Below are 13986 nucleotides of genomic sequence, written 5' to 3'. Positions count from 1 at the left end.
GGCGGCGGCGACGGCCGCCCGATCACCGGCTCGCTCCCTCTTTCCGGGCACGCACGGGCATCCGCCTGACCTCTCGGCCGCAGTGACCATCACACGAGTATGGAAAGGTTTCCGTGGTTTCCAGCCAGCAGGCAGACAACCTTCGTCATGACAGCGTCCGCGGATCGCAGCACACCGCCGCGGACGGCCACGATCTCATCCAGGTGCGTGGCGCCAGGGAGAACAACCTGACCGGGGTGTCGCTCGACATCCCGAAGCGACGGCTCAGCGTGTTCACCGGGGTCTCCGGATCCGGCAAGTCCTCGCTCGTCTTCGACACGATCGCCGCCGAGTCGCGGCGGCTGATCAACGAGACCTACACGGCCTTCGTCCAGAACTTCATGCCGAGTCTCAACCGTCCGGACGTCGACGCGCTGCGCAACCTCAGCGCGGCGATCATCGTCGACCAGGAGCGGATGGGCGCCAACGCGCGATCCACGGTGGGCACCGCCACCGACGCCCACACGATGCTGCGGATCATGTTCAGCCGGATCGGCCTCCCGCACGTCGGCCCGCCCTTCGCCTTCAGCTTCAACAGGGCCGAGGGTATGTGCCCGGAGTGCGAGGGGCTGGGCAAGGTCACCGACATCGACATCGACGAGCTGGTCGACAGGGAGCGGTCGCTGAACGAGGGGGCGATCAAGGTCCCCGGGTTCGCGGTCGACACCTGGTACTGGCAGCTCATGGCGCACTCGGGCCTGTTCGACCCCGACCTGAAGCTGCAGGACTTCACCCCCGAGCAGTGGGAGGACTTCCTCCACAAGCCCGCCACCAAGATCAAGATCGGCTCGAACAACCTCACCTACGAGGGACTCGTCATCAAGGTCAGGCGGCTCTACCTGGCCAAGGACCGCGAGTCCATGCAGCCGGGAGCCCGCGCGTTCGCCGACCGGGCGGTCAAGCTCACCGGCTGTCCCGCCTGCGGCGGCACCCGGCTGAACGCCGCCGCCAGGTCCGCCCTGATCAACGGCCGCGGCATCGCCGAATGCTCGGCCATGCAGATCAACGACCTGGCCGCGTTCGTCCGCGACATCGACGACGCCTCCGTGGCGCCGCTGCTGGCCGCCCTGCTCGAAACCCTCGACGCGCTGGTCGAGATCGGCCTCGGCTATCTCAGCCTCGACCGGGAGTCCGGCACGCTGTCCGGCGGCGAGGCGCAGCGCGTGCGGATGGTGCGCCACCTCACCTCGAGCCTGACCGACGTCACCTACGTCTTCGACGAGCCCACCGCGGGGCTGCACCCGCACGACATCCAGCGCATGAACGGCCTGCTGCTCAGGCTGCGCGACAAGGGCAACACGGTCCTGGTCGTCGAGCACAAGCCGGAGACGATCGCGATCGCCGACCACGTGGTCGACCTCGGCCCCGGCGCCGGCACGGCGGGCGGCCGCGTCTGCTACGCCGGAGACCTGGACGGCCTGCGCGCCTCCGGCACCCTGACCGGGCGCTACCTCGACCACCGGGTCAGCCTGCGCGAGAAGGTCCGCACGCCGGCCGGGCAGTTGCCGATCCGGGGCGCCTCGCTGCACAACCTCAGGGACGTCGCCGTCGACATCCCCCTCGGCGTGCTCACCGTCGTCACCGGCGTCGCCGGATCGGGCAAGAGCTCGCTGATCCACGGCTACGTCGCCGGGCGCGACGGCGTGATCGTCGCCGACCAGTCGGCCATCCGCGGCTCCCGCCGCAGCAACCCGGCCACCTACACCGGGCTCCTCGACCCGATCAGGGCGGCCTTCGCCAAGGCCAACGGCGTCAAGCCCGGCCTGTTCAGCGCCAACTCCGAAGGCGCGTGCCCCGCCTGCAAGGGCATCGGCCTCATCTACACCGACCTGGCGATGATGGCCGAGGTGGCGACGGTGTGCGAGGAATGCGAGGGCCGGCGCTTCACCCCCGAGGTGCTGACCTACCGGCTGCGCGGCAAGAACATCAGCGAGGTCCTCGGCATGTCGGTGTCCGAGGCGCGCGAGTTCTTCACCACCGGCCAGGCCAGGACCATCCTCGACCGGCTGACGTCGGTCGGACTCGGCTACCTCGGTCTCGGCCAGCCGCTCACCACGCTGTCCGGAGGCGAACGGCAGCGGCTCAAGCTGGCGATCCACATGGCGAAGAACGGCACGACCTACGTGCTGGACGAGCCGACCACCGGGCTGCACCTGGCCGACGTCGACCAGTTGCTGGACCTGCTCGACCGGCTCGTCGACGACGGGAACACCGTCATCGTGATCGAGCACCACCAGGCGGTCATGGCCCGCGCGGACTGGATCATCGACCTCGGGCCTGGAGCCGGCCACGACGGCGGGCAGGTCGTGTTCGCCGGGCCGCCGGCCGACCTGGTCGACACCGGGACCTCGCTGACCGCCCAGCACCTGCGCCGGTACGTCGGCTGAGCGACGGGGTGCTCCCGGTTGCCGGGGGCACCCCACCCGTCGCCCGGTGTTCCGGGGGACGCGCCGGCGACGGCGTCGCGTGTCAGGCAGGGGGTGGGGTGCCTGCCGTACGGGCAGGCCGATTCACGAGCCGACGTGGTCGTGCGCGTCCTGACCGCCGACGGGCGGCGGGGTGCGCTACGGCTTGCGGGCGATCCCGCCGTACATCAGCCGCTGCCCCACCGTCAGCTTGGCGGGGACGTCCTGCTCGGGGCGCCACAGCGGCAGCGGCACCACGCCCGGCTCGACCAGCTCGAACCCGTCGAAGAACGCGGTGATCTCCGCGGCGGTGCGGAAGCGGCCGGTCCCGAGCAGCGCGAGGAACTTCTTCTCCGCGTCGCGCGAGTCCTGGCTGGAGTCGCAGAAGTGCGTGATGAACAGGTGGCTGCCCGACGGGACCGCGTTCATGTAGGCCTCGACGATCCCGCGAGGGTCCTCGTCGTCGTGCAGGTGGTGCAGGATGCCCACCAGCATCACGCCCACCGGGCGGTCGAAGTCGATCAGCCGCTGGACGGCCGCGTCCTTGAGGATGGCCTGCGGGTCGCGCAGGTCGGAGGTGACGACCGCGGTGCGCTCGTTCTCCGCAAGCAGCGCCCTGCCGTGGGCCAGCACCATCGGGTCGTTGTCGACGTAGATGACGTGCGCCGCGGGGTTCGCGCGCTGGGCCACCTGATGGGTGTTCTCGACCGTCGGCAGCCCGGAGCCGAGGTCGACGAACTGGGTGATGCCCTGCTCGACCATGAACCGCACGCCACGGCCGAGGACCTGCCGGTTGTAGGTGGCCACGTCGTAGATCTCGGGGACGACCTTCACGATCTCGGCGACGAACTCTCGGTCGACCTCGAAGTTGTCCTTGCCGTTGAGGACGACGTCGTAGGCCCTCGCGATGCTCGGCCTGGTCGTGTCGATGGCGTTGTTCCACTCGGGCTGCTGGTCGGCCACAGGTTCCTCCTCACGGGCAGTGAAGATCATCATAGGGCCCCGGTACGGCGGCCAGAGCGCGATTCGGCAGAGACTGTCGCTTTCGTTCCGCCTGGCAGACCCCGCCGCCCGTCGGCCCGGGAAAGACGTGCCCGATCGGGACCTGACCCCATCGGGCACGCCTCTCTCCTCGCCGGGGGATGGCGCTGCCATCCACGCGGGCGCCCTGGCCGAGCCTGCGCATGATCCCCGCCGCCTGCTCGGGGCGAGACCGCCCGGGACCGCCGCTGCCCTCGCCGACCCCGTGCGGGCCACCCCTTCCACGGCCGCGAGGACGTCTCACTCCTCCTGTGGTCGCGAGGACGTTCCGGACTCGGCGGCCGGGCGGCCGGGGCGTCACGTCAGGGCGTAGATGCGCAGGTAGTCGACCTCCATCCAGGCATCACCCGCACTGCCCTCGCCGGGGAACCAGTCCAGCTGCAGGCACGCCGACATCGGGGTGGTCGCCGCGATCGAGGACCTGAACCACTCCTGGCCGTCGATGTAGCCGACCACGCCCTCGGGGGAGTTCTCCACCGCGTAGGTGTGCCAGGTGGTCATGTCGAGGTCGGCGTGCGCCTCCTGCCGTCCCGAGGGGCTGTGCATGAAGAAGTTCGGGCGCTGCCGTTCCGGATCGTCGATGACCTCGAGGAAGTCGATCTCCTGACCGCCGTTGGGCACCACGCCGCCTCCTCCGCCGGCCGGCCACAGCAGCGCGACCGGATGGTAGGAGCCCGCGCCGGGATACAGCCGGATGCGCGCCTCCCACCGCCCGTACAGCTGGGTGTACCTGGCCGCGAGCCCGGCGGTGGTGCCGTCGGCCGCGCCGTACAGGAACAGTGAGCCGTCGCCCAGGTACAGCTGGCCGGGCGAGCGACGGCCGTTGCCGGCGTGGCCGGCGGAGTCGTAGACGGCCCACTCATTGGGGTCGAGATAGTCGTCGAACTCGGCGCACCACACCGGCTGCCCCCAGCCGCGCTGGTCGGGAAGCTGCGCGCAGGGGGCGGCCGTGGCGACGCCGACGAACCCCGGTGTGCTCCAGTACAGCGCCGCCACCACCCCGATGACGGCGAGGCGGGATCGCGTGGTCGACCTCACGGCGCACCCCCTTCCGCCCTGGCGCAGCCGGCCGCGGGCCCGAACACCCAGCACATCGTAGGACCGAGGGTCGCTTGGGCGGCGCCGGTTCCGGCCGGGTCACCGGACACGGCCGGCGGCTGGGCCGCGGGTGCACCGGCCAGGTCACCGATCGCGCGGGCGCCGGGCTGCCTGCCGTCCGTGGTGAACGGCCGGTCGCCGGCGGCGAACGGCTGGGCACCGGTGGTCAACGGCTGGGCGCCGGTGGTGAACGGCTGGGCGGCGGCGGGCGGGACGAAGGCCCACCCGGGTGCCGGCGCCTGCACGCCCGTCCCGGTGCCGGCCGTGCCGTGCCACGGCGACAGGCCCCAGCAGGCGGCGCTGTCCTGGGCGAGGCAGGTCTGCCCGGTGGCGGTGGCCGGCGGAGCGAGCGCGGGCAGCGGCAGGACGGTCCGGGCGGTGAGGACGTTGAGCGGGTTGAGGGCGAGCGCGCGGGGCGCGGCCTGTCCGGTGCTCGGGGCGGGCTGGGCGGTGGGGGCGCTCACGGAAGCGGGCGGCGCGGAGGGAAGCGCCACCGGAGGAGGCGCCGAGGCGGGCACCGAGGGAGGCACCGAGGGCGGGACGGAAGGCGGGGGGCTCGCCTCCGCCGGCACCGGCGGCTGGCGGGCGGGTTCGCGGGCCGGGGTCGACGCCCGGACCGGTCCCGTCGTGACGGCGGGCTGCTTGACGGGGGGCTGTTTGACCGCGGGCGGTTGACCGGCGGGCGTCGGGCGGGCGCCGGGCTCGGCGGTGCTCTTGGGGGCACTCGTCGCGGCCCCGGTGGGCGTGACCTTGACGGGCGTGGGTTTGGGCGCTGTGCTTGCCGTCGGTTTCGGCGCGGTGCTGGCCGTCGGCTTGGGCGCGGCGCTGTTCGTGGCGGCGGGCTTGGGGACGCTCGGCACGGTCGGCTTGGCCGTGCTGCCCTTGCCGGGCAGCGGGAGGGGGAACTCCATCTTGGCGGGCGGCCACTCGACCGGCGCGGGTCGATCGGACGGCAGCGGCTTCGGCTCCTCCTGCTTGGGCGCCGGCTTAGCGGTGGCAGGAGGGTCGGGCTTCTTCCTCTCGGGCGAGTGCGTGGCCTTGGGGGCCTTCGTCGCCGTGGGGCTGCCGGATGCCGTGGGCGTGTCGGTCGGCTCCTCGCTCGGCTCCGCCGTCGATCGTCCGGTCGGTTCCCCGGAGGGTTCCGATGTCGGTTCCGACGTCGGTTCCGAGGTCGGTTTCGAGGTCGGCTCCTCCGTCGGCTCAGGGGCGGGCTCGGGAGCCGGCTCAGGGGCGGGCTCGGGAGCCGGCTCGGGCGCGATCGTCCCCGCGGGACCTCCCTCAGGAGAGGACGGGTCGACGTCGGCGTGCGAGGTCCACGGCTGGGCGAGCGCTCCGCCACCCACGACGGACACGCAGGCCAGCAGCAGGCCGGAGGCTAAGGAAAGGCGCCGGGAGGGGCGGCTGGGGGTCATGAGCGGCTGTCTCCTGGAGTCACGAGGTGGGCTGGGTACGGGCGATGGGCCGCCAGCCCGCCGCGGTGAACTGGGGGGTGCCCGGCGCGGCCGCGGGCGGCGCCGCGGCGGGCCGGGTGTCGGGGGTGTTGACCCAGTCCCCGCCGCGCAGCGTCGGGTGCCAGGTCATGAGCAGGTTCATGGCGTAGGGGCTGGAGTAGACCGGGCCCGAGTCGCCCTTGGTGGCCGTCACCTGGACGAGGACCGAGACGAGGATCTGGTCCTCGGCGCGCTCCTGCCAGCGGATGCCGATCGTGCTCGACCGCATCGCCGCTCCCGCGGGCAGCGACCCCACCTCGGGCAGGCCGAGGGTGCGCCGCCAGCCCTTGGTCGCGCTCACGGCGCCCGCGCGGGCCGCCTCCTGCTGCTCCGGCGGCGCGTACAGCTGCGCGGCGGCCGTCGCCTGCACGTCGTCGAGCGACCAGGCCGCCTCCAACGTCGCGGCGGCGGCCGAGGCGGCGCCCAGCTCCGTGTGCGGGAAACCGATGGGGAAACCCGCCGCGCCGTGGTACCCGGCGGGCTCGGCCAGGGTGACGGGCCCGTCGTCCGCTCCTGGACGCAGCAGCGTCCAGGCGGCCACGGCCAGCGCGAGGACCGCGACCACCGCGATCGCCACCCGGCGTGCGCGGTGGCGGCGCCGTACCGGACCCAGATCCCAGCGCAGGGCCGGGTCCTCCATCACCGGCGGCACTAGCGGCCCCGATCGGGACGCAGGCTGAAGGCCTGCCCGGCGGCGGCGGCCAGACGCAGGTAGGCGCCCGCCGTGGTCGGCCGCAGCCGCAGCAGGTCGACCTCGGCGCCCTCCTTCAGGTGCGGGTCGAACGGCACGCGGATGACGGTCCTGCAGCGGGCCGCGAAGTGCTGCTCCAGCAGGTCCACATCGACGTCGCAGCGCTCCTCGACGGCGTTCAGCACCACGATCGCGTTCTTGACCAGGTCGGCGTGCCCGTGCGCGGTGAGCCAGTCGAGCGTGGCCGCCGCCGAGTTGGCGCCGTCCACGGCCACCAGGCTGACCAGGACGATCTGGTCGGCCAGGTCCAGGGTCGCGCCCATCGCGCCGTGCAGCAGCCCGGTGCCGCAGTCGGTGATGCAGATGGAGTAGTAGCGCTCGATCAGCCCGGCCACCGTACGGTAGTCGTCGGCGTCGAACGCGTCGCTCACCGCGGGATCGGTGTCGGAGGCGAGCACCTCCAGGCGCGCGGGCGACTGTGAGGTGAAGGCCCGCGCGTCGGCGTACCTGACGATGTGCTCGGCCTCGGCCAGCAGCGTGCGGATGGTCGCGGCGGTCTCCGACTTCACCTTCAGCCCCAGCGTCCCCCTGTCGGGGTTGGCGTCGATGGCGATGACCCTGTCACCCCGCAGCGACGCGAGCGTGTTGCCCAGCGCGGCCGTGGTGGTGGTCTTGCCGACGCCCCCCTTCAGGCTCATGACCGCGATCCTGTGGTGCCCGCTGGCCACCGGGGTCTGCGCCTGGGCGATCAGCTTGCGGCGCTCAACCTCGGCCGTCGACTCGGCGGGGATGTACCGGCGACCCGACAGCTGCCACACCAGGCGCCGCCAGCCGGAGGCAGGTTCGGGCCGCCGGTTGGTCAGCAGGCGTTCGGCGGTGAGCGGGATGGTCTGGTCGAACTGCTCCGCCTGTGTGGCCGGCTTCTGCAGTTTGGAAGGGGTCTCCGTCATGGCAAGCGTCCTTTCACAGGGGTCAGCAGGTGTTCCAGCGAACGCGGGTGGTGAGCGAGTCGGCGGGTCCCTGCACGGTCAGCACGATCTCGACCGGCGACGGGTCGCCGCACCAGTGCCGGAAGCGCACGGCCCGCACGTGGATCACCGCCGGGTCGCCGTCTCCCGAGGTGCCGCTCGACGGCGTTACGGCGAGGCCGGGTGCGATGATCCGCCAGCTCACCGGCTCGCCGGGAAGATTCAGCGTGATCGTGCCCCTGCCGAACTCGTCCAGCGTGACCGAAGCGGGAAGGGTCAGCCGCCCCACGAGCGCGTCGCTGCCCGACGAGGGGGTGAACGTGGTCTCCCGCGGCGGTTCCGGGGCGGGCCCGAGGATCTGCAGGCCGGTGACCATGCCGGCCGTACCCGCGACGAGCATGATGGCGACCTTGACCGCGGTACGGCGGGTGCGCGCCCCGGCGGCGGCCAGCGCTTCCGGCAGCCGCGAGCGCGGCCGCAGCGACGGCCGCAGGGAAGGACGCGGCGATGGCGGGGACTCGGTGGGCGACGGCGCCGTCTCGCCCGGCCGGTCCTGGACCGGATGGGCGGGCGGCGCGCTCGCCTGGTCGGTGGGGGAGAGCACCTCGCGCGCCCACACCACCGACGCCAGCGCGTTGAACAGCGGCGTGTCCTGGCCGGGGGTCGGGATGGCGGGCGGCCGCACGTCGAGATCGGCCCCGGGCTCGGCGGGCGTGGCCTGGCGCGGAACGGCCGGCGGCGAGGGGTCGGGCACGGCGGGCAGCAGGCCCAGCACCTCCTCCCGCCGCGCGGCGCTCAGCGGGGCCACCGGCACCTGGTCGATCATCTGCGGGACGGTGTAGTGGATGTTGAACGGCCGGTTGCACGCCGCGCACTCGATCAGGTGCGTGACCAGGTCGGCGCGCGCCGCGTCGGAGCCGGCGGGGAAGGCCGCCGACACCAGCGCCACGAGGCCGTCACACGTCGGACGGCCGCGGGCGAGCGCGTCCAGCCCGCTCACCAGCGTCTCGATGAGGTCCTGCGTCCTGGTGACCAGCCGGTGCGCCTCGGCCTCCGGCAGCCCCAGGACATGGGACAGGTCGGCCAGCGTCAGCTCGTGCCGGAACAGCAGCAGCAGCGCCTCCACGCCCAGCGGGTCGACGAGTCCCCAGGCCCGCGCCATGAGCTCGGCGTCGGGCAGGCCGGGCCCCGTCCCCGGGTGGTAACCGTCCCGGCACGCCGGATCGGCCAGGCACACGCCCCGCAACGCCGCGAACAGCAGGCCGCGCTCGGAGACGTTCTCCGGCACGGCACGCCAGTGCGACGCGCCGAGCGCGGCGGCGACGGCGGCCGGCGCCGCCGCCTCGCCGAGCCGGTAGCAGGCGTAGTCCATGAGGTGGCCGCCGTGCTCCCGCACCCACGCGGCCGCCCGATCGGGTCCGAGGATGGCGCTTCCCGTGTCGTGAAGAGAGCTCATGGCCCCTGATCCGGGTCGACCGCGCCCGGCGCGGTCTCGGGCGGCTGGAGGCTTGCCCTGTTCGGGTCGACGACCACGAGCTGGAGGTTCCGGTCGGGCAGGCCGGTGAACTTCGTCCAGTTGCTCACCTCGCCGGGGGCGGGATCGGCGTACAGCCAGCGGATGAAGGCCGGCCACAGGCACGAGTCGCGCGGCAGGCTGGCGGGCGAGGCGGTGGAGACCCCCATGGCCTGCAGTTGCTGCTCGCTGTAGTCACGGCATTCGGGAGTACCGGGCGGGGCGACGGTGAGGTCCCACTCGCCGTTGGCGTCGACGTAGGACCTGGTGCCGTCGAGGCCGAGGGCCTCCTCGGCGCGGCGCATGAGCGCCGGATCCTGGAAGATCGGCAGGCTCTCGCCCTCGACGGTGGCCGGACGCAGGGCCGTGCCGTCGCCGACGCGCGGGCCCGAGGTGGCGGGCGCCCCGGTGCGCCGGCCCGGGCTGGCGGCGGGCCGCAGCGACGTCGGCATGGACGGCTGCGCTGTCCTGGCGGTCCCCTTCACGGTGGCCCTGGGGGTGGCCTTGGGCGCCGCGGTGGGCGTGGTCCTGCCGGTCGGCGGCGCGGGCCTGGCCGTCGGCAACGCGGTCTGCGCGGGGTCCTCGCAGCCGGGGGCGATCCTGCCGGCCACGGCCGGGCGCAGCGCGTTGCCGTCGGGGCCGGTCACCAGGCACTGCCGGTCGTCGGGGGGCCGGACCGTCGGGTTGCCTCCAGGGGGAGGGGCCGTGGGAACGCGGGTGGGGACCCGCGGGGCCGGCTGGCGGGCCGTGGGGTACTGGTCCGGCGGCCGGACGGTCGGATGCCGGCGTGGCGTTCCCTGGTCCGGGGTGCCGCGATCCGGGGTGCCGCGGTCCGGCGGGTTCTGGCTCGGTGGGGTCCGCCGCGGCGGATTCTGTGGCGGGTTCTGCCGTGGTGGGTTCTGGCTGGACGGGTTCTGGCCCGGCGGCACCTGGTCGGGCGGGTTCTGGTCGGCGGGGCGGGGCCGTACCGGCTGGCGGGGCGGGCCGCTGGGCAGCGGCTGCGCGTTGGGCTCGACGGCCCGCAGTGTGCCCTTCGGGAAGCCAGGCGCCGGGATCTCGGCCTTCTTGTCCTCCTTCCTATCGTTCTCGTCCTTCCTGTCGTTCTCGTTCTTCCTGTCCGCCTCCGGCTCGCTCTTCCTCGGCGCGGGGGGCTCGCTGCGCCTGGGCGCGGGAGCCTCGCTCCTCCTGGGCTCGGGGGAGTCGTCCCGCTCCCTGGCGGGCGGCCGCGGGTCGGATCGCTGCGGCGGCGGCTCGTTCATCCGCGTGGCCGGCGGCGGATCGCTCTTCTTGGGCGCGGGATCCTTCGGCTCCGGCGCCTTCGGCACCGGCGTGGACCGCTCCGCCGGGTTTCCGGGGCGCAGCAGGGGCGGATCCGTCATCTCCTTGCCCAGCAGGGGGATGGACGCGCACGCCTCACCGGACCCCTGGACAGCCAGCCAGTCGACGGTGGCCGCCAGGCACAACGGCGGGCCCCCCGAACCGCCCGACAGCGTGCTGCCGCCGTCCGCGCCGGTGAGCGAGCGGGCGGTGAGCGCGTCCGAGGACGACCCGCCCTCCTGCTCGTCCAGCTGATAGGTGCCCGCCGCCAGGCGGAGGACCTCGCTGCGGGGCTCGGGGGCACGACTCTGGAGGAAACCGCCGAGTCCCGCCCCGGCGCCGAACACGCCGATCGTGAGTGCTGTCGTGACGACCGTTGACCTGGAAGGTCTGCGTGGGGATGTCGCCATGGTGCTCCTCTTATCTGGTGGTCCGTCAGGTGCCGTGGCTCTCCAGTACGTCTGTCCAGTCGCCCAGGACCCTGATGGGCTCGGTGGAGTCGATCGGCGGAACGTACGCCAGGTACATCCGCCCGTAGGTCGCGCTGGCCGTCTGAGCGAACGGCCGGTTGGCGGTGCGGACGGCGGCCGAGCCCTTCAGCGTCACCGTGGTGCCCGGCCGCTCGGCCGTGCGCACCTCGGTGGAGCGGGCCGCGTACCAGACCAGGGCGCCGCCGTCGACGGTCCTGAGCGCCCGCACCTTCCCGGTCAGGCGGTAGGACAGCTCGAGCTTCCAGCCGGCCTTGCGGAGCTGGGCGCGTTCGCGCTGCCAGAGCCGCACCGCCGTCGACGTCCACGGCCCGTCGGCGAACCGCTCGTCGTCGGTGGCCCGTTCCAGGCTTCTCAGGTGCGCGAGCGCGACCTGTTTGGGCGTGCCGCGCAGGCCTGAGGTGAACTCGTCCAGGCTGGTGGCGTACCCGTCGGCGTCGACGGCGATGGCCGGCAGCTCGGGCGCGGGGGTGCGGGTGTCGGCGGTGGAGGCCACCAGCCGCCACCCCTGCTTCGTCCTGACCAGCACGTCGGTCACGCGCGCCACGCCCGGCTCGTGCATGGCGGCCACGAACCACTCGCCTGCCTCAGCCGTACGGCGTGGCACCCACACCTTGGTGCCCGGCCAGATGCCGGCCGCCACCGGGTCGTCGCGCAGCCTGGCCGTCTCGAAGCTCGCCCTGGTCATCTCCAGCGCCAGCCCCTGCTCGAGCTGGGCCACGGCCTTGTCGTCCATGTCGAGCTGGACGGCCGACAGGTCGCGCTGGAAGCGGTCGTGCACCCGCTTGGCCTCCCGGGTCGAGACCGCGGGCTCGGCTCCGCCCCCTCGCGGCGGCGCCGAAGCCCCCGGCTCGACCGGCTCGCCCGAGGTCCCGGGTCCGACCGGCGTGGCCTGCTGCTGCGCCGCCCCGGCCTGGGCGGATCCCCGGTCGGTCGCCGGCGCGGACGCGCTGGCCACGGGCGTGACCACGCTCGGCGCGGGCGTCCACGACGAGCGAATCGCGCCGATCCCGATCCCCACCACGGTCAGCGCGACGAATACGGTCCCCGCACGAATGATCAGCCGCCACGGGCCTGCGGACAGCCGTTCGGGCTCCCACTCCTCCGGCGGCTGCGGCTGCGACCTGTGCCTGGCAAGCGGAGGGATGGGAGCTGTCACGGCGGTGTCATCGGAGTGGCCGGGTGGCCAGACCTGCTTGTCCGGTAAGTCCGATGGATCATGGGACACAAACCCAGATATTAGACTTACGGCCCGTCCTTTCAAGGGTCATAAATCTAGTAATCGAACTTTCCGGATATTACTAGAACGCCATTTCGGCAATGTCTATAGAGAAGTACCAAAAAGTATAATTTGCGTCCTTGACTGGCTCCTGACAGTACGTTATAGATGGACGGCCCGTCCGTCGTGCCGGATGCCGAAGGGCCTCGACGGGCCGCTCTAGATCATTTACTGGGCGGCGTCGGGATGAATTGTCTTCGGTCGATCTCTTTGTCGATGAATGTCCAACCGAAATCCGCCCGCCGGCTCTTCGTCAGGCAGGACGGGGAGGGTCGCCAGAGTCGCCGCGAGCGGCGAGCCGGTGGCTGGATCGACCGGCCCATGGTGATCAGCAGGCGCAGCCCGGCGACCGCCATGTCCGCGATCACATTCTTGGCCCGGCCGAACGGCAGGCCGCGCACGCGAAGCGCCTCCGGCGCCGGGCGCTGAAGCTCGTGCGCATCGGTCACGGTCGTCCCCCTGTCCGTGGAGCAATGGGGGCTTTCTAGTCGAAGCCGGTTGCAAGTCCCTTTTGTCGTGCTTGCAGGGGCCGGCTCACGCGAGTCCGCCGGCCGGCGGGAGGAGATCGTCGCGGCCCTGGGTGCGCCGGCGTCAGCCGAAGATCCTGTCGCGGGCCGTGTCGAGGGCCGTCAGCACCGCGCCCTGCAGGATCGCGTTGCCTGCCACGGTGCTCGCCAGCACCCTGGTGGGCGCGGGCGACAGCGCGCCGAGCCGCTCGCCCACCAGCCCGGCGAGCGTGTCGCCCCCGGCCCGCCCCGTCTTCCCGCCGAGCACGACCACGCCCGGATCGAGGATCGTCACCATCGCGAAGGCGGCCAGCGCGATCCGCCCGGCCAGTTCCTCGCCGCCGAGTTCGCGCGCCGCGCCGCTGGCCACGCTCTCGCAGAACGTCGTGCCGTCCACCTCGAGCAGCCCGATCTCGCCCGCGCCGCCCGACGCCCCGCGCCGCAGCCTGCCGTCCAGCACGACCGCCGCGCCGACGCCGTCATCGAGCCACAGCAGGACGAAGTCGTCGCTCCCCATGGCCGCCCCGGTGCGGTGCTCGGCGACGGCGGCCAGGTTCACCTCGTTCTCCAGGATCACCGGCACGCCCAGGCGGTGCCGTACCTCCTGGACGAAGCCGGGCCCCCAGCCGGGCACGCCGTTGCCGGCGACCAGCTCGCCGTGCCGCGGATCGACCAGGCCGGGCGCGCCGATCACCACCGTGTCCAGCGCGCGGCCGCCGGCGGCCGCGCTGACCGTGCTCTCCACGAACGCGGCGAGGTCGGGACGCCCGGGCAGATCGCGTATGGCGGTGCCGACCGTCGTCCCTGTGATGTCGGCGACGGTCACCTCGACCGTCGCGCGCCGCAGGTCCACGCCTGCCACGTGGGCGCGGCCCGCGACGATGCCGTAGAGGCGTGCCTTCGGCCCGCGCCGGTCCTGGCCGCACTCCCCGGTCACCTCGACCAGGCCGCCCTCCATGAGCCTCTCGACCAGGTCGGAGACGGTGGGCCTGGACAGGCCGGTGAGCTCGCGCAACTGGGGAGCGGTCAGCGGGCCGCGCTCCAGCAGCAGGTCGAGGGCGAGCCGGTCGTTGATCGCGCGGGCCATGGCCGGCGTGGCGGTCTTCACGCTCCACATAATAAGCAGGGAGCCTGCCTATTACCTCTTTTCA

11 protein-coding genes are annotated in these 13986 nt (G+C 73.0%); 1 reads left to right on the top strand and 10 read right to left on the bottom strand.

The annotated features are described in order from the left end of the window. Window positions 1-113: 113 nt before the first annotated feature. Window positions 114-2426, top strand: a complete 2313-nt coding sequence (locus ACWENQ_RS37950; RefSeq protein ID WP_452418560.1) for an ATP-binding cassette domain-containing protein — start codon at window positions 114-116, stop codon at window positions 2424-2426. Window positions 2427-2603: 177 nt separating this feature from the next. On the opposite strand, the gene ACWENQ_RS37945 is transcribed toward ACWENQ_RS37950, so the two are convergent. The 10 genes from ACWENQ_RS37945 to ACWENQ_RS37900 form a co-directional block, all read right to left on the bottom strand. Beyond that, complete coding sequence (locus ACWENQ_RS37945; RefSeq protein WP_449929683.1) at window positions 2604-3407, bottom strand: SAM-dependent methyltransferase; 804 nt, start codon at window positions 3405-3407, stop codon at window positions 2604-2606. Window positions 3408-3782: 375 nt separating this feature from the next. Further along, a complete protein-coding gene (locus ACWENQ_RS37940; protein ID WP_449929681.1) occupies window positions 3783-4523 on the bottom strand; it encodes a glycoside hydrolase family 16 protein in 741 nt (246 codons plus the stop codon). Next, a complete protein-coding gene (locus tag ACWENQ_RS37935) occupies window positions 4520-5995 on the bottom strand; it encodes a hypothetical protein (RefSeq protein ID WP_452418558.1) in 1476 nt (491 codons plus the stop codon). The genes ACWENQ_RS37940 and ACWENQ_RS37935 overlap by 4 nt, the downstream gene beginning before the upstream one ends. Window positions 5996-6014: 19 nt before the next feature. Beyond that, window positions 6015-6713: a hypothetical protein gene (locus tag ACWENQ_RS37930; RefSeq protein WP_452418556.1), complete on the bottom strand. Its 699-nt coding sequence runs from the start codon at window positions 6711-6713 to the stop codon at window positions 6015-6017. An 11-nt stretch (window positions 6714-6724) separates the two neighbouring features. Then, the gene (locus ACWENQ_RS37925) at window positions 6725-7714 is read right to left on the bottom strand and encodes a MinD/ParA family ATP-binding protein (RefSeq protein ID WP_354911897.1); all 990 of its coding nucleotides are present in this window, start codon (window positions 7712-7714) and stop codon (window positions 6725-6727) included. A gap of 22 nt (window positions 7715-7736) precedes the next feature. Then, complete coding sequence (locus ACWENQ_RS37920) at window positions 7737-9188, bottom strand: hypothetical protein (RefSeq protein ID WP_452418555.1); 1452 nt, start codon at window positions 9186-9188, stop codon at window positions 7737-7739. Beyond that, window positions 9185-10972 (bottom strand): hypothetical protein, encoded by a 1788-nt coding sequence (locus ACWENQ_RS37915; RefSeq protein ID WP_452418553.1) that lies wholly within the window; start codon window positions 10970-10972, stop codon window positions 9185-9187. The genes ACWENQ_RS37920 and ACWENQ_RS37915 overlap by 4 nt, the downstream gene beginning before the upstream one ends. Before the next feature lie 25 nt (window positions 10973-10997). Continuing rightward, window positions 10998-12209, bottom strand: coding sequence for a hypothetical protein (locus ACWENQ_RS37910; protein WP_449929670.1), 1212 nt, complete (start codon window positions 12207-12209; stop codon window positions 10998-11000). A gap of 284 nt (window positions 12210-12493) precedes the next feature. Continuing rightward, window positions 12494-12778, bottom strand: a complete 285-nt coding sequence (locus ACWENQ_RS37905; RefSeq protein ID WP_449929668.1) for a hypothetical protein — start codon at window positions 12776-12778, stop codon at window positions 12494-12496. A gap of 142 nt (window positions 12779-12920) precedes the next feature. After that, the gene (locus ACWENQ_RS37900; protein ID WP_449929666.1) at window positions 12921-13943 is read right to left on the bottom strand and encodes an ROK family transcriptional regulator; all 1023 of its coding nucleotides are present in this window, start codon (window positions 13941-13943) and stop codon (window positions 12921-12923) included. Window positions 13944-13986 lie beyond the last annotated feature (43 nt).

Source organism: Nonomuraea sp. NPDC004354 (assembly GCF_053602555.1).
Note: the sequence above shows the minus strand (reverse complement) of the source record. Positions and strands in the feature narration are given on the sequence as shown.